Origin of the sequence: Pedococcus sp. 2YAF34 (assembly GCF_052114585.1) — a bacterium.
Classification (GTDB): domain Bacteria; phylum Actinomycetota; class Actinomycetes; order Actinomycetales; family Dermatophilaceae; genus Pedococcus.
In genome coordinates, this window is the sequence record NZ_JBFRFA010000007.1 from 59185 (window position 1) to 79316 (window position 20132).

Annotated in this window: 22 protein-coding genes and 1 tRNA gene; 10 read left to right on the forward strand and 13 right to left on the reverse strand. The window is 72.0% G+C overall.

Annotated features, from left to right (window positions below; translation table 11 throughout):
* Positions 1 to 59: 59 nt before the first annotated feature.
* The 3 genes from AB4Z02_RS05860 to AB4Z02_RS05870 are packed head-to-tail and all read right to left on the reverse strand — an operon-like array spanning position 60 to position 2790.
* Positions 60 to 692 carry a GerMN domain-containing protein gene (locus AB4Z02_RS05860; protein ID WP_441969991.1) on the reverse strand — a complete coding sequence of 211 codons (633 nt, stop codon included), beginning with the start codon at positions 690 to 692 and terminating at the stop codon, positions 60 to 62.
* Positions 689 to 2086: a sensor histidine kinase gene (locus AB4Z02_RS05865; RefSeq protein WP_056881905.1), complete on the reverse strand. Its 1398-nt coding sequence runs from the start codon at positions 2084 to 2086 to the stop codon at positions 689 to 691. The genes AB4Z02_RS05860 and AB4Z02_RS05865 overlap by 4 nt, the downstream gene beginning before the upstream one ends.
* The gene (locus AB4Z02_RS05870) at positions 2086 to 2790 is read right to left on the reverse strand and encodes a response regulator transcription factor (protein WP_056882060.1); all 705 of its coding nucleotides are present in this window, start codon (positions 2788 to 2790) and stop codon (positions 2086 to 2088) included. The genes AB4Z02_RS05865 and AB4Z02_RS05870 overlap by 1 nt, the downstream gene beginning before the upstream one ends.
* 140 nt (positions 2791 to 2930) lie before the next feature.
* Here AB4Z02_RS05870 and AB4Z02_RS05875 point away from each other — a divergent pair, with 140 nt between their 5' ends.
* The 6 genes from AB4Z02_RS05875 (at position 2931) to AB4Z02_RS05900 (ending at position 7678) form a co-directional block, all read left to right on the forward strand.
* Positions 2931 to 3236: an STAS domain-containing protein gene (locus tag AB4Z02_RS05875; RefSeq protein WP_056881906.1), complete on the forward strand. Its 306-nt coding sequence runs from the start codon at positions 2931 to 2933 to the stop codon at positions 3234 to 3236.
* A complete protein-coding gene (locus AB4Z02_RS05880; protein ID WP_441969992.1) occupies positions 3233 to 3751 on the forward strand; it encodes a hypothetical protein in 519 nt (172 codons plus the stop codon). Before AB4Z02_RS05875 ends, AB4Z02_RS05880 begins: the two co-directional genes overlap by 4 nt.
* A complete protein-coding gene (locus tag AB4Z02_RS05885; RefSeq protein ID WP_056881908.1) occupies positions 3748 to 3927 on the forward strand; it encodes a hypothetical protein in 180 nt (59 codons plus the stop codon). Before AB4Z02_RS05880 ends, AB4Z02_RS05885 begins: the two co-directional genes overlap by 4 nt.
* A 171-nt stretch (positions 3928 to 4098) precedes the next feature.
* Positions 4099 to 5871: a chloride channel protein gene (locus tag AB4Z02_RS05890; RefSeq protein WP_441969993.1), complete on the forward strand. Its 1773-nt coding sequence runs from the start codon at positions 4099 to 4101 to the stop codon at positions 5869 to 5871.
* Positions 5868 to 6854, forward strand: coding sequence for a cytochrome c oxidase assembly protein (locus tag AB4Z02_RS05895; RefSeq protein WP_441969994.1), 987 nt, complete (start codon positions 5868 to 5870; stop codon positions 6852 to 6854). Before AB4Z02_RS05890 ends, AB4Z02_RS05895 begins: the two co-directional genes overlap by 4 nt.
* Positions 6851 to 7678 (forward strand): SCO family protein, encoded by an 828-nt coding sequence (locus tag AB4Z02_RS05900; RefSeq protein WP_441969995.1) that lies wholly within the window; start codon positions 6851 to 6853, stop codon positions 7676 to 7678. Before AB4Z02_RS05895 ends, AB4Z02_RS05900 begins: the two co-directional genes overlap by 4 nt.
* Before the next feature lie 895 nt (positions 7679 to 8573).
* On the opposite strand, the gene AB4Z02_RS05905 is transcribed toward AB4Z02_RS05900, so the two are convergent.
* Complete coding sequence (locus AB4Z02_RS05905) at positions 8574 to 9677, reverse strand: YeiH family protein (RefSeq protein ID WP_441969996.1); 1104 nt, start codon at positions 9675 to 9677, stop codon at positions 8574 to 8576.
* 113 nt (positions 9678 to 9790) lie between these two features.
* Here AB4Z02_RS05905 and AB4Z02_RS05910 point away from each other — a divergent pair, with 113 nt between their 5' ends.
* Both AB4Z02_RS05910 and AB4Z02_RS05915 read left to right on the forward strand, forming a co-directional pair.
* A complete protein-coding gene (locus AB4Z02_RS05910; RefSeq protein ID WP_441969997.1) occupies positions 9791 to 10696 on the forward strand; it encodes a LysR substrate-binding domain-containing protein in 906 nt (301 codons plus the stop codon).
* Positions 10697 to 11376: 680 nt separating this feature from the next.
* Positions 11377 to 12408 carry a tyrosine-type recombinase/integrase gene (locus AB4Z02_RS05915; RefSeq protein WP_441969998.1) on the forward strand — a complete coding sequence of 344 codons (1032 nt, stop codon included), beginning with the start codon at positions 11377 to 11379 and terminating at the stop codon, positions 12406 to 12408.
* A gap of 61 nt (positions 12409 to 12469) precedes the next feature.
* Here the strand turns inward: AB4Z02_RS05915 and AB4Z02_RS05920 are convergent.
* The 3 genes from AB4Z02_RS05920 to AB4Z02_RS05930 all read right to left on the reverse strand — a co-directional run bounded on the left by AB4Z02_RS05920 (position 12470) and on the right by AB4Z02_RS05930 (position 13939).
* Positions 12470 to 12542, reverse strand: a tRNA-Ala gene (locus tag AB4Z02_RS05920).
* Positions 12543 to 12620: 78 nt separating this feature from the next.
* A complete protein-coding gene (locus tag AB4Z02_RS05925; protein ID WP_441969999.1) occupies positions 12621 to 13430 on the reverse strand; it encodes a zf-HC2 domain-containing protein in 810 nt (269 codons plus the stop codon).
* Positions 13427 to 13939 (reverse strand): sigma-70 family RNA polymerase sigma factor, encoded by a 513-nt coding sequence (locus AB4Z02_RS05930; RefSeq protein WP_441970000.1) that lies wholly within the window; start codon positions 13937 to 13939, stop codon positions 13427 to 13429. Before AB4Z02_RS05930 ends, AB4Z02_RS05925 begins: the two co-directional genes overlap by 4 nt.
* A 161-nt stretch (positions 13940 to 14100) precedes the next feature.
* Here AB4Z02_RS05930 and AB4Z02_RS05935 point away from each other — a divergent pair, with 161 nt between their 5' ends.
* Together AB4Z02_RS05935 and AB4Z02_RS05940 are read left to right on the forward strand one after the other, a co-directional pair.
* Positions 14101 to 14646 carry a COG4315 family predicted lipoprotein gene (locus tag AB4Z02_RS05935; protein ID WP_441970001.1) on the forward strand — a complete coding sequence of 182 codons (546 nt, stop codon included), beginning with the start codon at positions 14101 to 14103 and terminating at the stop codon, positions 14644 to 14646.
* Between the two features lie 9 nt (positions 14647 to 14655).
* Positions 14656 to 15093, forward strand: a complete 438-nt coding sequence (locus tag AB4Z02_RS05940) for a DUF2231 domain-containing protein (protein WP_441970002.1) — start codon at positions 14656 to 14658, stop codon at positions 15091 to 15093.
* A 46-nt stretch (positions 15094 to 15139) separates the two neighbouring features.
* On the opposite strand, the gene AB4Z02_RS05945 is transcribed toward AB4Z02_RS05940, so the two are convergent.
* From AB4Z02_RS05945 to galU, 6 genes are all read right to left on the reverse strand, one after another.
* The gene (locus AB4Z02_RS05945) at positions 15140 to 16252 is read right to left on the reverse strand and encodes a hypothetical protein (protein ID WP_441970003.1); all 1113 of its coding nucleotides are present in this window, start codon (positions 16250 to 16252) and stop codon (positions 15140 to 15142) included.
* 10 nt (positions 16253 to 16262) lie between these two features.
* On the reverse strand, positions 16263 to 16925 hold the full coding sequence (locus tag AB4Z02_RS05950) for a GNAT family N-acetyltransferase (RefSeq protein WP_441970004.1): 663 nt from the start codon (positions 16923 to 16925) through the stop codon (positions 16263 to 16265).
* A complete protein-coding gene (locus tag AB4Z02_RS05955; protein WP_441970005.1) occupies positions 16925 to 17401 on the reverse strand; it encodes a MogA/MoaB family molybdenum cofactor biosynthesis protein in 477 nt (158 codons plus the stop codon). Before AB4Z02_RS05955 ends, AB4Z02_RS05950 begins: the two co-directional genes overlap by 1 nt.
* Positions 17398 to 17829 (reverse strand): cyclic pyranopterin monophosphate synthase MoaC, encoded by a 432-nt coding sequence (gene moaC, locus AB4Z02_RS05960; RefSeq protein ID WP_441970054.1) that lies wholly within the window; start codon positions 17827 to 17829, stop codon positions 17398 to 17400. The genes AB4Z02_RS05955 and moaC overlap by 4 nt, the downstream gene beginning before the upstream one ends.
* A gap of 68 nt (positions 17830 to 17897) precedes the next feature.
* On the reverse strand, positions 17898 to 19118 hold the full coding sequence (gene glp, locus AB4Z02_RS05965) for a molybdotransferase-like divisome protein Glp (RefSeq protein ID WP_441970006.1): 1221 nt from the start codon (positions 19116 to 19118) through the stop codon (positions 17898 to 17900).
* On the reverse strand, positions 19115 to 20071 hold the full coding sequence (gene galU / locus AB4Z02_RS05970; RefSeq protein ID WP_441970007.1) for a UTP--glucose-1-phosphate uridylyltransferase GalU: 957 nt from the start codon (positions 20069 to 20071) through the stop codon (positions 19115 to 19117). The genes glp and galU overlap by 4 nt, the downstream gene beginning before the upstream one ends.
* Positions 20072 to 20132: the final 61 nt, after the last annotated feature.

Consider the following 20132-nt stretch of genomic DNA (forward strand, 5'->3'; position numbering starts at 1 on the left):
GTGGTCCCAGGCGGCCATCAAGCTGGTCATCCCGAATCTTTGCACGATGCAATCCACCGTCACTTCGGCGGCGGCTCGGACTCGGACGTCGCGGTGGGGGCGCCGCCTCTCGTCAGGGGCGTGTACGCACTGGCTCCCACGGGCGCACCGGTGAGGGCGCCCCCCGGGAGCGGCAGCTCGACGGGTTCGCCGTTCCGCGTGACCAGGACCTGGTCGACACCCGGCACGGACGTGACGGTGAGGACGACCTGGGCCACGGCCAGCGGGACGCGGGACGCGGAAGGGACCTGGTCGCCCGGGGCGAGGTCGATGGTGGCCACTCCTGCGGCGATCCCGCTGAGCCGGATGGACGTCCCTGGCCCCAGGGCGGTCGACAGACCGGCTGCACGTTCGCCTTCCGAGGGACCATCGGCCAGCTGCGCAAGGACGTCGGTCACCGCGACCGCGGGGTCCGTGGTCCGGTCGTTACGGGACTTCACCGGGACGAGGACCTGCTCCCGCACGAGGTACACGTAGGGCCGGGACGTGACGTGCGCATCCGTAGTGGCGGGCGCCTCCTCCGACGGGCTCGTCAGGTCATAGGGCACCTGCGTGATCGTGACGGGCACCGTGTGGTCAGGCGCTCCGCATCCCGTGAGCAGGAGGACCGCCGACACGGCCCCCAGGCGCAGCCATGAGGTCCTCGAGCTCACGACGCCTCCTCCTCACGATCGTCGACCCCACCCGGGGGGCCCTCCTCGGCGAGAGGCAGACGCATCACGAAGCGCGCCCCTCCCTGGGGCGACTCGGTACAGCTGACGTCGCCCCCGTGGGAGCGCAACGTCTCCGACACGAGGCTGAGCCCGAGGCCCGAGCCCGGCCTGGCGGCTCGTGAGCCGGTCCGTGCGAACCGTTCGAAGATGCGCAGCCGGTCCTCCTTGTGGACACCAGGGCCGGCGTCGTCGACCACCACGACAGCCCACGCGTCCTGCCGACCGACCTCGACGTTCACGACCCCGTCGCCATGGAGGTCGGCGTTGTCCAAGAGGTTGGTCACGGCCCGGAGCATCGCGGCCTTGTCCACATCCACGCGTGGGGGCACCGCCGCCCGTGCCCGCAGCAGCTCGACCGGGCGGTGGGTGTGGACCAAGGTGTTGCGCACCAGCTCGACGAGGTCGACACGTCCTCGCTGCCCCTCGCCGACCCCGGCCTCCAAGCGGCCCAGGGCGAGCAGCTGCTCCAGTGCACGGCCGAGGCGGTCGACCTCACGACGCAACAGGTGCACCGACTGCGTCCGGTGCTGCTCGTCCGGGGCACGCTCCAGCACGTCCACCGTCGTCGTCATCGCCGTGAGCGGCGACCGCAGCTCGTGCGCCACGTCCGCCGCGAACCTCGCGTCACGGTCCAGCCGTTCCTGCAGCGCCTCGACCATCGCGTTGAACGAACCCACGATGACGCTGAGGTCTGGGTCACGGGTGGGCTGGAGACGGGCGCGTGTGTCTCCACCCGCGATCCGGGCCGACGCGGTGGCGATCCCGTCGAGCGGGGCGACGACTCGGCGAGCCGCCTCACGCCCGATCGCGGCGCCCCCGACCGCGGTGAGCAGCGCGAAGCCCACCAGCGCCAGTCGGAGGGTGTCCAGAGTGGACGAGAGCTCCCTGGCGGTGGACACCTCGAACACCTCTGCCCCGACGGCCGTCAGCGGTGTCCCGACCGCGATGACGGGCTCGCCGTCGAGGCGGGACCACGCGCTGGAGGCCGCCCCGGACGCCACCACGTCCCGCAGCTGCGCCGGGACCACGTCTCGGTCGACGCCCAGGGAAGAGGAGTACCACTGTCCACCACGGTGCAGCACGAGCACCGCTCCGGCGGGTGGCGAGGTCGACGCGAGGACGTCGTCGACCTCGGCACCCGAGGTGAGCAGCCCTTCTCGGACGAAGGAGGCGTCGACGAATGCCTGTCGTGCCGCGGTGTGCGCGCGCTGGACCAGCAGGTAGTGGCGTGCGGTCAGGTAGGTGCCCAGCGCCAGGGTGGTGGAGACCGCCAGGGCGAGGGCAGCGAAGACGAGGGTGATCCGTGTTCGCAGTCCGAGGGGCTGTCGCGCCATCACGCACGCCGGTCGAACCGGTACCCGAGGCCGCGGACGGTCACCAGCAGCCGCGGACTGCCGGGCTCACGTTCGATCTTGGTCCGCAGCCTGCGGATGTGGACGTCCACGATCCGCTCGTCGCCGAAGTAGTCGCGCTCCCACACCCGGTCCAGCAGCACCTGACGGCTCAGCACCCGCCCAGAGGGCTGGTTCAGCTCGCAGAGCAGGCGGAACTCGGTGGTGGTCAGGTGGATCTCCTCCTCCCCCCGTCGCACGATGCCGGCGGACCACTCCAGGACCAGTGGTCCGTCCGTGCCGTCGAGCACGACGGACTCGGACTCGGCCGACCTCGTCATGGCCGGCGGGCGCCGGCGGAGGGCACGCAGCCGCGCGGAGACCTCCTTGACCTGGAACGGCTTGGTCACGTAGTCGTCGGCTCCCGACTCCAGGGCGGCGACGATGTCGTGGGTGTCGGCGCGGGCACTGACCACGATGATGGGCACGTCGCTGCGTTGCCGCACCTCGCGCACGAAGCTGAACCCGTCCATCTCGCCGAGCATGAGGTCGACGAGCATGAGGTCCACCGACAAGCGCGGCAGCTCCGCCAGGGCGTCCTCGGCCAGACCGAAGGGGATCGTCCGATACCCCTCTGCCTCCAGGGCCAGGCACAGTGAGCTGCGAATCCCCTCGTCGTCCTCGAGCACGAGCAGGGTGGTGGCCATCACCCGCATTCTGCCAGTGCGACCTCCCGCACGTCGGGTGCCCGTGCGCGCGAAGGGCATTCGTCATGCAACCGCAAAGTGGCGGCACCGGCGTCCGTCACATGGCTGGGCCACTCTCGAGTGATGCTCGAGGAGGTGCCATGACCGCGATCGACGAGTCCGCCACGTACGCCCGCTCCACCACGCTGAGGGAGGCTTCACTGACCCAGGACCTCCTGGGACTGCGCTCGACCGTCGCCGACGTGCTGCTGTCCCACGCAGGCCGGGTGGTCGTCGACGTCTCGGACCTCGACCGCCCTTCCTCGAGCGCTGTTGCGGCCCTGCTGTGGGCCAAGCGCAGCTGTGCCCGCGCCGGGGTGGAGTTCGAGGTGCGAGGAGCGCGGACCTCCAACCGAGATGTGCTGCGCCGGTGCGGCCTGCGACTGGGCGACGGTGGGCGGCAATGACGATCCACGTGGCCGGCCCGACCCTCGTGCGGTCGAGCTCCGGCACTGGCGACTGGACCGTGTGGGCCGTCGAGCAGCGGGCTGGGGTCGCCCGGGTGGAACGGCGACCGGACCTCATCGAGGTCGTCGTGGCCGACGCCCCGGCAGGCGACGGCAGTGAGGCCGGGTTCACCGCCGTCGCCTGCACCGCCGAGGGCGAAGCGATGGTGCTCAGGCAGGCGGCACCGCCTGCGCTCCTGGTCGGCGCCTCGAGCTGCCGGACTGCGCCAGCAGACCCTGGGGGTCGCGAGCTCGTCGCGATGGGGCCGGACGAGCTGCTGCTCCTGCTGTCCGCCTCAGCGCTCGAAGCACGACCCGCCGTGCTGTCACAGAACCTTCAGTCACCCGCGCACCTGCTCGACCTGGACCCTGCCCGACTCCTGGCGGAGCTGTTCACTGACGTGCCGTACGGCGCGGGCGCCGTGCTCCGCCGCTGCGCCCCCACCCCAACCGAACTCGAGGAGCCCACCCGATGAACGCATTCAGGTCCGCCTTGGCCAACGAGGTCTCGCAGGCGCGGGCATCCCTGCTCCGCGCACGCGAGCGCCACGACGAAGCTGCCATGACCGACGCCGTGGAGCGCCTCCACGACCTCGACGAGATCAGCGCCCGGGTCAGGGACGGCCTCACCCTGGTCACCGCGCCGGACTGACGGGGTCGGGCACGCAGGCCGACCTCCCTCCCACGCAGGGACCGCGGCCACGGTGCCGCGGTTTGTGTTGGAGCGGGCAAGTATTGCATCATGCAATTCATGCCTTGGAGTCCTGAGCCGTCCTCGCCCCTGCCCGCGACCAGGGTCGGCGCTCCTCGCAGGCTCGCGGGGATGACGGGGAGCCGCGTCGGTGCCGCGCTGCGTACGTCCAGTGCCGGCCTGCTCGCCCTGTCACTCGCCGTCGGAGCCGTGGCGGCAGGCTTCGCGGTCCTCTTTCGGTGGCTCATCCGCACGTTCACGCTCCTGTTCTCGGGGCACGCGGACTACGCCGGCGCTGCTGGCGCCGCCCACCCGGGGCTACCCGGGCTGGGGCGGTGGTTCGTGGTCGCTGCGCCGGTCGCCGCGGGCCTGCTGTACGGCCCCCTGGTGCACTTCTTCGCCCGCGAGGCACGGGGCCACGGCGTGCCCGAGGTGATGTACGCCGTGTCGCACCGCGGTGGTCGGATCGCCCCCCAGGTGGCCGGGGTCAAGGCGCTGGCGTCGGCCCTGTGCATCGGTGGTGGCGGCTCGGTGGGACGCGAGGGTCCGATCGTGCAGATCGGGTCCGCACTGGGTTCGACCGTCGGACGCGTCCTGCGCGTGCCCGAGGTCCGGCTGCGGGTCCTGGTGGCGTGCGGGGCAGCCGCCGGGATCGCCGCCACGTTCAACGCTCCGCTGGCCGGGGTCTTCTTCGCGATGGAGCTGATCCTCGCGGACTTCACCGCCCAGGCGTTCGGCATGGTCGTCCTCTCCTCGGTCGCCGCCAGCGTCATCGGCCGGGCCGTGCTCGGCGACACTCCCTTCCTGCAGCTCCCGGCCTTCACCGTGAAGCACCCCACGGAGTACCTCCTCTTCGCCCTGCTGGGCCTGGTCGCCGGGGGCGCCGGGGTCCTCTTCACCAAGGTGCTCTACGCCATCGAGGACCTGTGCGACAGGGTCTGGCGTGGCCCTGAGTGGCTGCGTCCGGCGGTCGGCGGGATCGTCCTCGGACTGCTCCTGCTGGTGCTGCCGCAGATGTACGGCGTCGGCTACCCAGTCCTGGGCGCCGCGGTCGGCGGCAGGTACACGGTCGCCTTCCTGCTCCTCCTCCTGCTGGGGAAGATGGTCGCCACCAGCCTGACCATCGGGATCGGCGGTTCCGGCGGGGTCTTCGCGCCCAGCCTGTTCATCGGGGCCATGCTCGGCGCCGGGTTCGGCGAGGCTGCCCACGTGCTCGCCCCGGGCATCGCCGGACCGGTCGGCGCCTACGGCCTCATCGGCATGGGAGCGGTCTTCGCCGGCGCGGCACGCGCGCCGATCACGGCCGTGATCATCATGTTCGAGCTGACCGGCGAGTACACCATCATCCTGCCTCTCATGGCCGCCATCGTGCTGGCCACGGGCGTCAGCCACCTCATCTCCCCCGACACCATCTACACCCTCAAGCTGCGGCGCCGCGGGGTGGCGCTCGGCCGTCCCGAGGCCATCGCCCCGAGCCAGCCCAGCCTGCAGGTGCGCGACGTGATGGACCCGGTACCGCAGCCGGTGTCGGAGGACGCAGCACTGGTCGACGTCACCACGGCGCTGGCCGCCAGCCGGTTCGGCGTCCTCCCCGTCCTGGCCCAGAACGGCGACTACCTGGGCGTGGTCACGGCCCGTGGCGTCTCGGACGCCCTGGCAGACGGCCGACACGACGCCGCGGCGGCCTCGCTGGCGACCGAGGTCCCCACCGTCATCCGTGACAGCGACACCTTGGCAGCCGCCGCGGACGCACTGTCCCGCGACGACACCAACGCGTTGCCGGTGGTCACCGCCGAGGGGGCCGTCGTGGGCTGGCTCGACTACCGTGCCCTGTTCAACGCGCGACGTGTCGCGGCACAGGATGGCTCCCGGGCACAGCCGTCGAGTGCCGTGCAGCGACCGTGACCGCGGGACAGGGCGGCTCCCTGATGTGGATGCCGATGCATCCGCCGGAGCTCGGCCGCCTCCTGGCCTGGCACCCGCAACCACTCCCCGTCATACCGCTGCTGTGCCTGCTCGCCTGGCTCCTCTACTCCGTGGGAGCAGCGCGCCTGCGACGACTCGGGCACGCGTGGCCCGTCGGACGGTGGCTCAGCTTCACCGTCGGGCTCCTGACGGTCGTCGCCGTCACGGCCACCGCCGTCAACGGTTATGCCATGCGGCTCTTCAGCGTGCACATGGTGCAGCACATGGTGCTCAGCATGCTGTCACCGCTCTTGCTGCTCATGGGAGCACCCGTCACGTTGTGCCTGCGGGCCCTGCCCGCCCAGGGCGCCGGGGCGCAGGTCCGGCGCGGCGTCGTCCGTTGCCTGCACAGTCGGGTCCTGTCCGTGGCGGCGAGGCCCGTGGTGACGCTGCCCCTGTTCATCGGCAGCCTCTACGGGCTCTACTTCACGCCGGTGTTCGACGCGGCCATGCGGACGTGGTGGGGCCACGACCTGATGCTGGGGCACTTCCTGGCCGTCGGCCTCCTGCTGTTCTGGCCGATCATGGCCATCGACCCCAGCCCGCGGGCAACGACCCCGGTGCTGCGGATGCTGGAGCTGTTCGTGGCCATGCCGTTCCATGCGTTCTTCGGTGTGATCGTCATGACGAGCACGACCCTCCTCGTGCGGACGTTCGCGACCAGCCCGGCACGTTGGGGCACGGCCCCGGTGACCGACCAGCAGCTCGGCGGCGGCATCGCGTGGGCGTTCAGCGAGATCCCCACCCTGCTCGTCGTGGCGGCACTGTTCGTGCAGTGGTCTCGCGCCAGCGACCGGGAGGCGCGCCGCGCGGACCGGGCCGCAGACCGCGACGACGCGGTCCTGACCGCATACAACGCCTGGCTGGCGCAGCTGGCCCGCGACCACACCACTCGTACACCGGGAGGGGGCACACCCCCATGACGACGAGCACGACCGCGGTGCGAGGCACCGCCCGCACCGCCGCACGCCGCGTGGCTCGCAGCCGGCGGCTCGCAGCGGCACTGACCCTGGCGGCCACCGTGCCGCTGCTCGCGTGCTGCTCCAGCGCCGACACGTCCCGGCCGAGCACGGACGCGGCTCCCCCCTCGGGCACGGTCGTGGACGAGCCGGTGCCCGACTCGATCGCGAACCTGCCCCTGGTCGACCAGCACGGCCACCGCTTCACCCTCGCCTCCCTGCGCGGCAAGACCGTGGTGCTGGGTGACTTCCTCACGCTCTGCCAGGAGGTCTGCCCGCTGACCAGCGTCAACCTCCGTGACGTCGCACGGGCCGTCAGGCGTCACGGGCTGTCCGGTGACGTCGAGGTCGTCGAGGCGACCGTCGACCCGGCGCGCGACACCGTGCCTCGGCTGGCGGCGTACGAGAAGCTGTTCGGCGCCGAGGAGGACTGGACCCTGGCCACCGGCGACCACCGCGCGCTCGACAGGCTCTGGGCGTTCCTCGGCGTCGACCAGCAGAAGGCGGCAGAGGACGTCTCGCCTGCCCCGACAGACTGGTGGACCGGCGCCCCGCTGACGTACGACGTGCACCACCAGGACGTCGTCTACGTCATCGACGCAGAGGGTCACGCGAGGTGGGTGGACGACGGCACCCCCGACACGATGGGCGAGCAGCCGTCGGAACCGATGCTGCGGTTCCTCAATGACGAGGGCAGGCACAACCTCGCGTCCCCGACCGAACCCACCTGGACGGTCGAGGACGTCGAGCGGGCGGTGGCCTACGTCTCCGGGAAGTCCCTGGACTGAACGCAGGCCATTACCGCTGCGCTGTGGCCGTCCCCCGAACCACCCGCACACGTCCACCAAACGAAGAAGGACCGGACACACTCTCGCGTCCGGTCCTTCGTCGTGCGGTGGAGCTGAGGGGATTCGAACCCCTGACCTTCTCATTGCGAAGGCATCCTTGGCCTTCGCGGTTGTTGTGGGCGTGCTCCGGCTGGCATCGGAATCACTGCATGGTCGGGCTCCTCTTCAAGGCCCGGGGCACGTGGGGGGCACACGCCTCGCGAGACTTGTCGGCCGACAGCGTGAGGTGGCCGCGCGGGTCTGTGCAGTGACTTCAAGCCTGTTTGGCTGGGAGGCGTCCGGCTGCGATGCCGGTACGGAAGCCGGCCGAACGGGTCTGAGGACTGGACTTGTGGTGGCGGTGAGGGCTGGGGCTTGCGGCAGCCAGGGACGCGCCGGCCCCTGCCGTCATCAGCGCAGTAGAGGGTGATGGTCGCCTGAGCTGAGAGCAGCGTCCTGGTACTGGTCCGGGGCGCTGCTCTTCTGCGTGTGGCGTGGGGTGCGGTGGGGTGCGCGAGGACGGCGCGCCAGCGCCGCCCGCAGCGCGGGGCCCCATCGCGGGGTCCCACGCCGCCGCGGCGGAGCCGCGGCCTTGAGCCAGTGAAGAAAGTTCTCACCGATGCCCCGGAGATCCGTCTGCAACGTCCTCTCATGCCGAATTGAGGACGTTCCAGCGCCTGTGTGGCGATGCCCGGTGGTGAATCGGCCTTGGCCGAAGGGCCCCTTCTGGATTTGCGGACCTGGGCCGCAGCAGATCTTCACCGGACGGGGCTTGCAGGATGCGGGATCCTACCCATCTGCTCAACGGGTAGTTCCACATGAGGGTAGCCGCCAAAAAGTGCCTGCAGCTGGCTACTCACGCTCCGAGGAGCCTCACGCCAGCGAATGCGACGGTGCCGACCAATAGCCATGAGAGCATGCCGAGCACCAGGGCTCGGCCCCCGGTGCGTCGCAGCATCGTGAGCTGGATTCCGGTGCCCAGTCCGAACAAGGCAGCCGCGAGCAGAATCTCCTGAACGAGCTTGGCCAGAACCAGGACCGATGCCGGTACGGCTCCGGTACTGGCCAGCCCGATCGCGCCGAGGAAGCCCAGCACGAAGAGCGGCAGTAGCGGCGGGCGTCGCCTGGTGGGTGCCCGCAGGCCGCCCTCCGCGGTGGAGCTCGCAGTGCGTCGTCGCTGCATCAAGGCGACGCCGGTGACCAGGGGCGCGAGCAGGATCACTCGACTGAGCTTTACGACGACCGCAGACGTCAGGGCGCCGGGGACTCTGCTCGCGGTGGCGACAGTCTGGCCAACGTCGTGGACGCTAGCGCCGACCCAGCTGCCGAACGCGACGGGGTCTAGGCCGAGGGGGACTCGCACGGCCGGCAGGAGCAGGATGGCCAGGCTCCCGCACAAGGTGACGAGCGCAACCGCGACCCCGGTGTCGTCCTCGTCTCCGCCAGCGACTTCCTCCATCGCGGCCACGGCCGATGCGCCGCAGATGGAGAAGCCCGTTGCGATGAGGAGGGCCCGCGCCGGCGGGACGCCCAGTATTCGACCGAGCAGCTGGGTCCCGCCGAACGTGACGGCGACCGTCACGGCCACGACTGCGGCGCCCTCGACGCCGAGGTGCAGTAGCTGCTGCACCCCGAGCTGCAGACCGAGCAGGACGACGGCGAGGCGGAGCAGGCGGTGGGAGGCGATGTGCGTGCCGACGTGCAACGCGGGTCGGTGCAGACCGGCGTTCACCACCAGCGTGCCGAGCACGACCGCGGCCGTCGAGGGGTTGACGGCCGGAAGCACGTGCGCGATCCCGAAGGAGATGGCTGTGGCGGCCGCGACGACCGCCAGGCCGGGCACCGGAGAGGTGCTGCCAGGTCGTGGGGTCGGCGGGCAGGTGGGCCGGCAGCGGCTGCGGCGTGTCAGGTGCCAGCGCGAGTGGGCGTGCTCGTGGGTCGGGTCGTGGATGGCGGTCATGGACACCTCCTGGGGTCACCAGCCACGGTCGATGCTCCGTCCGTCCACCGGTAGGCGTCTTGCTCCGATGGGCTCATCAGGTGGGCTGATGTCTGGCCATAGACTCAGTGATTGTGTTGAAACGCGTACCTGACCTCGACTCGCTCCAACTGCTGCTCAACGTTGCCGAGACAGGCAGCCTCGGGCGAGCTGCGCAGAGGCACGGGCTCAGCCAGCCGGCCGTCAGCGCGCGGGTGCAGACGATGGAACGCCTCGTCGGGTTCCCCCTGGTCAGCCGCAGCACGCGCGGCTCCACGCTGACCCCGGCGGGTGCCCTCCTTGCCGAATGGGGTCGGGGGGTGCTGGCGGCAGCGGAGTTCCTCGAGGCGGGTATCGGTTCGCTGCGGTCGGAGCGGGCACGGAGGATGCGGGTCGCGGCCAGCCTTACCGTCGCCGAACACCTTCTGCCTGGATGGTTGGTCCAGCTGGCTGCCACGCACCCGGGTACGGCAGTCAGCCTGACCGCGACGAACAGTGCGCAGGTCGCGGCGAGTGTGCTTGCAGGGACCGCCGATGTCGGTTTCATCGAGGGGCCTGACCTGCCCAGGGGCCTCCAGGAGCAGGTGGTGGCGCGAGACCGTTTGGTCCTGATCGTGCCGCCGGGGCATCCGTGGGCGCGACGTCGCTCGATGGTCGAGGCGGCAGACCTGGCGGCTACGCGCCTGGTGCAACGGGAGCCGACGTCGGGCACGAGGACCTTCCTGGAGCGGGCGCTGGCCGGGCATGCACCCCTAGCCACCCCACTCCTGGAGTTCTCGACCAGCACAGCCGTGCGCTCCGCCGTCGCCGCTGGCGCCGGGCCAGCGGTGCTGAGCGACCTCGCCGTCCGCGACGACGTCTCGACCGGTCGGCTCGTGCAGGTGGCCGTTCGTGGTGTCGACCTGCGACGGCGGCTTCGAGCGGTGTGGCCGGTCGGCACCCGACTGGCGCCCGCCGCCGCTGACCTCCTGAGCGTCGGCCAGCGGAAGGGCCCAGCGTAGAAGTTGGCCAAGCCGGCTCGGTTACCCCTGAGCACGATGCCTACCTCGTCCCCGTTTCCCGATCCACTACCCGGCACCGCGTAACCCGATCGACGACTGCCCGTGGCTGGGCCCCTGAGGTTGTGTGCGGGTCCTTCGACCGACCCCACCGCTGGCTATGGACTCCCCGCCCATCGCGATGAACACGGACTGATCCCAAACGTCCTCATCTGCCGCGAGCCGCGCGGCTGTCCTGGTTCGCCTTCCACCCGTTTCGCAGCTCCAAAGACCTGCCCGAAACGTAAAGGTCTGGTCAAAACCCTCCTTCGCCCCTTGCAATCGGTGGACTGCGCCGATTCGGGCGTGCAGCGTTGATGCTGTCGCACCTCGAGCGACAAGCCCTCGACCCGAGGGCGAGATGGGGACGGTAATGGAGGCGTGGAAATGCCGAATGTCATTGCCCTGGCTGGTGACTCCACGCCCGTTCCGCGTCTGCTGACCACAGCCGAGGTCGCAGACCTGCTCCATGTGAACGCCTCGACGTTGTGCCGGTGGCGCCAGCAAGGGATGGGGCCACGCGTGGCGTGGCTCTCACCGTCCATCCCTCGCTACCAGCTGGCGGACGTCACGGCGTGGATCGAACGGACTGCGTCGTGAGGATCCGCAAGGAGCCATCGGGGAGGTTCCGAGCAGTGCTGAAGGTGGGTCGTGATTACGTCGCGGGCCGGACCTTCGACACCAAGCGGGACGCCCAGGCGTGGCTGATGCGCGAACGGGCGGCCCTCGCTGGCGGCGTCGACCCGCGCGCGGGACGCGCCACCGTGAGATCCCTGCTCCGGGTCTGGCTCGAGGAGCGCACTCACTCGGTGTCGGCCAAGACCTACACGGCCGACGCCGCGCTCCTGCGGCTTGTGCCCCAATCGCTGGCCGCCCTCTCGATCAACGCGGTCACCGATCGCGAGGTCACCCGAGCGCTCATCACGCTCACGAGCGACGGTCTGGCGGAGTCATCGGTGCGCCGTTTCCGGGCATCGTTGTCGTCCTTCTTCGCGTGGGCCGTGCGGGAGCGACTGATCGTGCTCAACCCGGTGCTTCGGACTCGGGTGCCGAAGGCCAGCGGTCCCAGGACAGAGATGTTCCCCTTCGGCGAGGAGGACCTCGAACGCATCCACCTCAAGGCAGCGGCGATCGACCAACGCCTCGGTGACCTCCTGCTCGTCGCGGGGTGGACAGGGCTGCGGTGGTCGGAGCTGCGGGCCGTTCGGGTCCGGGACTTCGTCGAGGTGCCGATGCCCACGTTGGTGGTCCAGCGGGCCGAGCCGGAGGGCGTCGCCATCAAGACCACGAAGTCCGGTCGGTCGCGTCGGGTGCCGGTCGCGGATCGGGTCCTCCCGCTCGTGGTCGCGATGGCGGCGGGCAGGGAGGCCGACGCTCCACTGTTCGTGACGTCCTCGGGTCACCGGTTGCACGCCTCCGCGTTCAAACGGTCGCTCGGTTGGTCGACGCTTGCTGAAGGTCGCCGCATCCACGACCTGCGGCATACCGCTGCCTGCTTGTGGCTGGCCCGCGGCGTCGACCCGGGCACCGTCCAGGCGTGGATGGGGCACCAGTCGATCGCCACGACCAACCTCTACCTGCACCACCTCGGAACGCCCGCTGACCGGGCCGGACTGGCTCGCCTGAACGACCAGGGGCACGCCGGGGGCACACGAACCGAGTGGGTGGCGGAATGACAACGCAAGAACCCCGCCTGATGATCAGCATTCCTGCTGGTCAGACGGGGTTCTCTCGGGGTGGAGCTGAGGGGATTCGAACCCCTGACCTTCTCATTGCGAACGAGACGCGCTACCAACTGCGCCACAGCCCCTTGATGCGGACGAAACGATAACACCAGCAGCACCCCCCACGGAAAACGGTCCCCGGCGCGCCTTCCAGTGGTCGCCAGTCAGCCGAGGAGGGCGCGCATCACGGTGTCGCCGGTGTCGACCTGGCGGATCTCGACCGCAGCGATCCGGTCGACCGGCAGCTTCGTGACACCGGAGGGGTGCATGACCCGGCCCGAGCGGGCGGTCCAGTCCTTCACCTGCGCGTTGCTGCCGTCCCGGCCGACGACCCAGATCGCGTAGTGCACCCCGGCGTCGTCGCCATAGTCCTGCCCGGGACCCGTGGCCGAGCCCGTACCCGTGACGCTCCCGGACGCAACCGCACCGGCGGTCGCCCCGAGCTGGGCGTACTGGCACTCGACCCGCAGCTCGGTCCCCAGCGCAGTCGGCACGACGTCCACGACGGCCGTCATCGGCGAGGCCTGCACGGGCGCGAACGCCAACCTGCTGCCCGCGGCCGCCGTGGCCTGGGGACGGTCGGCCGGTGAGCTGCCCCGCGCCTCCGACACGGCATACCCGCCCGCGCCCCCGATGAGCAGCGCAGCCGCAGCGGCCGCCATGGGAGCCAGCCAGGTGCGGGGGCGAGAGGGGGTCAGCGGCAGCGGCAGCACGGGCATCAGCGAGGAGGGCGGCGGCACGTCGAGGTCGTCGACCTCACCGGGCAGGGGCGCGCGGGAGCCGGAGTCCACCGCCATCGCCTCAGCCGGGCTGAGCTGACCGAGCAGCCCGGGCATGCCGGCGAGCTCGGCCACCGCGCCGCGGCACCGGCCGCACCCCGCGAGGTGGTCCTCGTACTCCGCCCGCTCGGCACCCGTGAGGGCACCCAGCACGTAGGCAGCGTCCCAGTCCGCGTACACGTCGGCGTGGCTCATGCGCGCGTCACCCCCTTCTCCTGCAGGGCGAGCCGCAGGCTGCGCAGGCCGTAGTGGAGGCGGGACTTCACGGTCCCCTCCGGGATCCTCAGCTCGGCCGCGATCTCCGCCACGGTCCTCCCCTCGTAGTAGGCGGCGGCCACCACGCGGCGGTGGTCCGCGGACAGCGAGCCCAGGGCGTCGGCGATGAGCCAGCGGTCCAGCACCTCACCGGTCCGGTCGCCCGTCACCGGGTCAACCCAGTCGAGGCCGGCCACCTCGTGGCGGCTGGCCGCGCTGCGCCACCGGTCGACGACCAGGTTGCGCACCACCGTGAACAGCCACGCCCTCGCCTGGGCGTCGCTGCGGCCGCCGAGCTCGGGGTCGCGCCACGCGCGCAGCAGCGACTCCTGCACGATGTCCTCGGCCAGCTGCGGGTCACGGGTCAGTCGCACGGCGAACCGCCACAGCTCCGGGGCATGGCGGTCGTGCAGGCCCTGCAGGGCCGCCTGCCGCTGCGCTGCCTCCACCTCGCCACCTCCGCCGACCGGTGCCGACTCCTGATCCTCCCCGCCCGGGGCCGTCGGGGTAAAGGACGACACAGCCCGCCCAGACGTTCACCGGCGCCCTGACCTCGACCGCCGAACGAGAGCCCGGTGAACTCCCGGCGGGGCCATCTCGTCCAAGCGCCATGGACACCTTCCTCCCCCGGGCCGCCACGACAGCGGCGGCCCTCCTCGCGGTCGCGGCGCTGGCAGGCTGTGGCTCGTCGGGTGGTTCGGCCTCTGCCAGCTCGAGCTCGTCATCCGCCGGCTCCTCGAGCTCGTCGCCCGGCTCGACCTCGTCTTCCAGCTCGTCCTCCTCGGCAGCCGACCTCGGCGTGGCGAAGAGCAGCCTGGGCGAGATCGTCGTCAACGGCTCGAAGATGACGACCTACGTCTTCACCAAGGACAAGCCCGGCTCCGGCACCAGCAGCTGCACCGGCCAGTGCGCCGCGTTGTGGCCACCGGTGACGACCACCTCGGCCGCCCCGAAGGTCGACGGCGTCAAGGGGACCGTCGGCACCATCACCCTCCCCGACGGCACCAAGCAGGTCACCCTCGACGGCCGCCCGCTCTACCTCTTCGCCAAGGACACCAAGCCCGGCGACGTGGCCGGGCAGGGCGTGGGCAAGGTCTGGTATGCAGTGGGTCCAGACGGTTCGATGCTCACCGGCGGCACCCGCGGCGGGTACTGAGGAGGTCTCGTGCAGATCAACGGCCTGCCCGCCCACGCCCTGCTGGTCCACCTCGTCGTGGTGCTGCTGCCCCTCACCGCGCTCGCCGCCGTGGCGGTCAGCGTGTGGCCGGCGGCGCAGCGCAAGCTCACCTTCCTGGTGCCCCTGGGCGCCGTGGTGGGACTGGTGGCCGTGCCCGTGACGACGCGCGCAGGCAACGACCTCGCCGCCCACCTGGGCAACCCGGCGTTCATCAACCACCACCGGTCGCTCGGCTCGATGGTGCTGCCCTGGGCGGCGGCGCTCGCCGTCACCACCCTCGCGCAGTGGCTGCTGCTGCGGCGTGGCACCAGCCGGGCCGTGCGGACCACGGTGGCGGTACTGGTCGTGGGCAGCGCCGTCGGCACGGCCGTCATCGTCGCCCTGGCCGGCGACGCGGGCGCCCGGGCCGTGTGGGGCGGGCGCTAGCCCGTCACCGCGGCGGGGTCGTCCGCGCGCAGCGGCGGTGCGGGCGTCAGGCGCCGGCGACGCGGCGGGCAGGCTCCTGCTCGTACGCTGCGTACTCGGTGTCCGCGTCGCCCACCAGGTCGGCGGCGGTCGGGGCGGGACGGGTGGCGCGCGACTTCATCGTGTAGGTCGGGCGGGGCACGGGGACCGGGTCCCAGGTGAGCGGGATGTCGTCCTCGTCGACCAGGGGCCGGGCGGGGACGACCAGCTCGGCAGCGGGCTCGACGGCCGCAGCCGGCGTCGGCGTCGGCTGCGGCGCAGCGGGAGCAGCGGCCGGGGCGGCCAGTCCGCGCTCGACCTCCTGGAAGTCGTAGAGCGCGGAGGCAGCCGGCTGGGCCGGGGCCTCCGTCACCGCGTCGTCGGGCTGGGACTCGAGCGGGGTCGAGGCGCCGGTGGACGCGGCGGGGCGGGTCGCCTGCTCGCGCTCGACCGGGCGACGGGGCGCGGTGCGCACGGCCGCGGCACGGGGCGCCGGACGCTGCGCGACCGGGCGCTCGGCGGTGGGACGGCTGGCGCGGCGCGCGGCCTGCTCGGCAGCCACGGCCTGGCGAACCCAGGCCACGGAGCCGACGACGGCAGCGACCGGCACCAGGACGGCGACCCAGGGCAGCGCCCCGAACGCCGCCAGCGGCACGGCGAGCAGCACCGCGGCGAGCGAGGCGAGCAGCGTCAGGCCGCGGACCTTGCGGGCTGGACGGACTGCGGCGGGGGCGAGCTCGTGGCCGGTGTCGCGACCGGCCTTGCCCGGTGCGGGCGCCGGCTCCTCCCAGCCCCAGGCCTCGTCGCGACGTCCCTCGACGGCCTCGAGGCCGGCGGAGGGGGCCGGGCGGGTGGTCGCGCCGGGGGTGGCGGTCATCGTGAAGGTCGTGGTCTCGGCGCGCTTGACGAGCACCTGCGCGCGGACGGCTCGGGCCGGGCTCATGGCGTACGAGCGGGGTGAGGGCACCGAGAGGTCGGCGACGGGCAGGGCGGTGCGACGCTCGAGGACGCGCATCGACTCGGAGAACTGGTCGACGGACCGGGCGGTGGCGAGGTGTTCGCGGCGACGCACCCAGTACTGCACGAAATAGGCAGCCCAGACGGCGATGATGACGAGGAAGACGAGACTGCTGGGCTGCACGGACACGACGTTAGGTGGCCCGGCTCGGCCCCTCGGGGACGTGCGGCGGTGTGTCGCCAATGTGACTGGTGTGGTTGCTGTGCAGACGCTCAGCGAGGGTGTGCCCGCCGAGGTCCTCGGTGGTCAGCGCGAACGTCCGGTGGTCGCGCCACTGCCCGTCGATGTGCAGGTATGCAGCCCGCACGCCCTCGTCGCGGAAGGCCAGCTTGCGCACCACGGCGAGGCTGTTGGCGTTCTCGGGGCGGATGTTGACCTCGAGGCGGTGCAGCCCGAGCGCACCGAACGCGTGGTCACCGGCCAGCGCCAGGGCCGTCGGCACGACGCCTCGCCCTGCCACCTCCTGGTCGACCCAGTAGCCGGCCGCCGCGGACAGCAGCGATCCCCACGAGATGCCGAAGAGCACGACCTGCCCGACCAGCCTTCCGTCGGTGCGGATCGTGAAGGGCAGCATCCGGCCGGCCCGGGCCTCGCTGCGGTAGTGCCGGACGAGGCCGGCGAACGACACCGGCCGGGGGTCCTGCTCGGGGGCGGTGGCCTCCCACGGACCCAGCCAGTCGCGGTTGAGCGAGCGCACCCGCGTCCACTCGTGCCGGTCGCTGCGGCGCAGCGCGTCGAGGACCACCTCGTCCCCATGAGGGGTCGTGCCGTGGAGCTCAACCGGCCACACGACCATCAGTGGTCGCCGCCCCTGATCTGCGACAGCGCGTGCTGCACGACGGGCTCGAGGACCGCGAGGCCATCGCGCACGCCCCCGGTCGAGCCGGGGAGGTTGACGACGAGGGTCGGGCCCGCGGTGCCCGCGAGCCCTCGGGACAGCATCGCCGTGGGCACCCCGGCGGCGACGCCGGCCGACCGGATGGCCTCGGCGATTCCGCTGACCTCACGGTCGAGCACGGCCCGGGTCGCCTCCGGCGTGCCGTCGGTGGGCGAGAGGCCGGTGCCGCCGGTGGTGACGAGCAGGTCGGGCTCGGACGCGAGCGCCGCCTCCATCGCCTCCGCGACGGCCGGGCCGTCGGGGACCACGGTCGCGTCCTCGACCTCGAACCCCCACCCCCGCAGTGCCTCCACGACCAGTGGACCGCCGCGGTCGGGGTACACGCCGGTGGCTGCCCGGGTCGAGCAGGTGACGACGACCGCTCGGGGGCTCACGGCTGCTCCGCCCAGTCGCCGGATCGGCCGCCGGACTTCGCGGTGACCCGGACGTCGGTGATGCGGGCGTGCTTGTCGACGGCCTTGACCATGTCGATGAGCGCGAGGGCGGCCACGGCGACCGCAGTGAGGGCCTCCATCTCGATCCCGGTGCGGTCGGCGGTCCGGACGGTCGCCACGACCTCGACGCCGTCGTCGACCACCTCGAGGTCGACGGCCACGCCGTGCACGGCGATCGGGTGGGCGAGCGGGATCAGCTCGGGGGTGCGCTTGACCGCCTGGATGCCGGCGATGCGGGCCACCGCGAGGGCGTCACCCTTGGGGACGTTGCCCTCGCGCAGGGCTGCAACTGCGTTGGAGGACAACAGGACCCGACCGGCGGCACTGGCCTGGCGGGCCGTGACGTCCTTGGCCGAGACGTCGACCATGTGGGCCGAGCCGTCCGCCCGCACGTGGGTCAGCCCGGACCTCTGGGTCGCCTTTGTCGTCTCGTCGCTCACTGGCCCTCCCTCCCGAGCAGCGGCAGGCACTCGAGGGCGTCACCGACCTCGACCTGCGTCACCTCCGGTGGGATGACGGCGAGCGCGTCGGCCGCCGCGAGGGCCCCGAGCATGTGCGAGCCCTGCCCACCGGCGAGGCGCGCGCGGTCGTCGTCCAGGACGACCCGCAGGAACTCCATCTTCCCGGGCACCGAGCTGAACGCCTCCCCCGCGACGGCCGGCACGTAGCCGGGCGGGAAGGCGGGCTCCGGCCGCCCCGCCATGGCCCGCAGCGCCGGTGCGACGAACACGTGGAACGACACCAGCGCGCTCACCGGGTTGCCGGGCAGGGTGAAGACCGGGACCTGGTCGTCACCGAGCACGCCGAACCCCTGCGGCATCCCCGGGCGCATCGCGACCTTGTCGAACTGCACCGTCCCGACCCGCGACAGCACCTCCTTGACCGTGTCGAACGCGCCCATCGAGACGCCGCCGGTCGTGATGATGGCGTCGGCCCGCACGAGCTGGCCCTCGAGGGTGTCCAGCAGCGCCCGGGCGTCGTCGGGCACCCCGCCCACGCGGTACGGCGTGGCCCCCACCGAGGTGACGGCTGCGGTGAGCATGAGCGAGTTGGAGTCGACGATCTGGCCGAACCCCGGCGTGGTGCCCACGTCGACGAGTTCGTCGCCGGTGGAGAGCACGACCACGCGCGGACGCGGGACCACCTTCACCCGGGCGACGCCCGCGGCGGCGAGCAGCGCGATCTGGCCGGGGCCGAGCAGCGTGCCGCGACGCAGGATGGTGACGCCCTGCTCGACGTCCTCCCCCACCTCGCGGACGTGCTGGCCGACCACGGAGGGCACCCGGACCTGCACCCGGACCACCCCGCCGTCGGTGACCTCGACCGGGACGACGGCGTCGGCACCCCGGGGCATCGGGGCTCCGGTCATGATGCGCATCGTCTGGCCCTGGGCCAGTGACAGGGCGTTGGTGTTGCCGGCGGCGATGTCGTTGACCACCGGCAGGACGACGGGGCCGTCCTCGGTGGCACCCACGACGTCCTGGGCGTGCACGGCGTACCCGTCCATCGCCGAGTTGGTGAAGCCGGGCAGGGAGCCGCGGGCCGTGACGTCCTCGGCGAGGACGCAGCCCTGGGCGTCCAGGACGCCCTGCTCGAAGGGCCGGATGACCCTGACGGTGCCGAGGATCCGGTCGAGGTGCTGCTCGACCGAGATCACTTCGACGGAGCTCCCGCCGCCTCGCGGTCGGCGGCGCCGGGCCCGTCGGCACGCTCGGCGCGGTCGGCGGCGAACTCGTCAAGCCACTCGCCGAAGTCGGAGCCCAGCTCGGCATGGTCGAGGCCGAGGCGGACCACGGCCTTCAGGTAGTCGAGGCGGTCGCCTGTGTCGTAGCGGCGGCCCCCGAAGACGACGCCGTGCACGCCGCCGCCCGGCTCGGTGGAGGCGGCGAGGGTCTGCAGGGCGTCGGTCAGCTGGATCTCGCCGCCACGGCCGGGCGGGGTGTTCTCCAGGACGCCGAAGACGGACGGGTCGAGCACGTAGCGGCCGATGACGGCGAGGTTGCTGGGGGCGTCGGCGGGGTCGGGCTTCTCGACGAGGCCGGTGATGCGCACGACGTCGCCCTCCCGCTGGTCGACGGCGGCGCAGCCGTAGAGGTGGGCCGACTCGCGCGGCACCTCCATCAGGGCGATGACGCTGCCGCCCTTCTCCTCGCGCACCTTGAGCATCTCCTCGAGGAGGTGGTCGCGGGCGTCGATGAGGTCGTCGCCGAGCAGGACGGCGAACGGGTTGTCGCCGACGTGCTCCTTGGCGACGTGGACCGCGTGGCCGAGTCCCTTGGGCTGGCCCTGGCGCACGAAGTGCACCTTCATCGCGGCGGACTCGCGCACCCGCTCCAGCCGGAACTGGTCGCCCTTGGCCTCCAGCGCCTGCTCGAGCTCCCACTGGTGGTCGAAGTGGTCCTCCAGGGCCGCCTTGTTGCGGCCGGTGATGATGAGCACGTCCTCGAGCCCGGCGCGCACGGCCTCCTCGACGACGTACTGGATCGCCGGCTTGTCGACCACCGGCAGCATCTCCTTCGGAGTGGCCTTGGTGGCGGGCAGGAAGCGGGTCCCGAGGCCGGCGGCGGGGATCACGGCCTTGGTGACGGGTCGGGCGTTCTCGCTGCTCATGGACCCACCCTATTCGCGACACCCCGCTCGCGGCTCGGGTTCGCTGCGCTGCACCATGGAC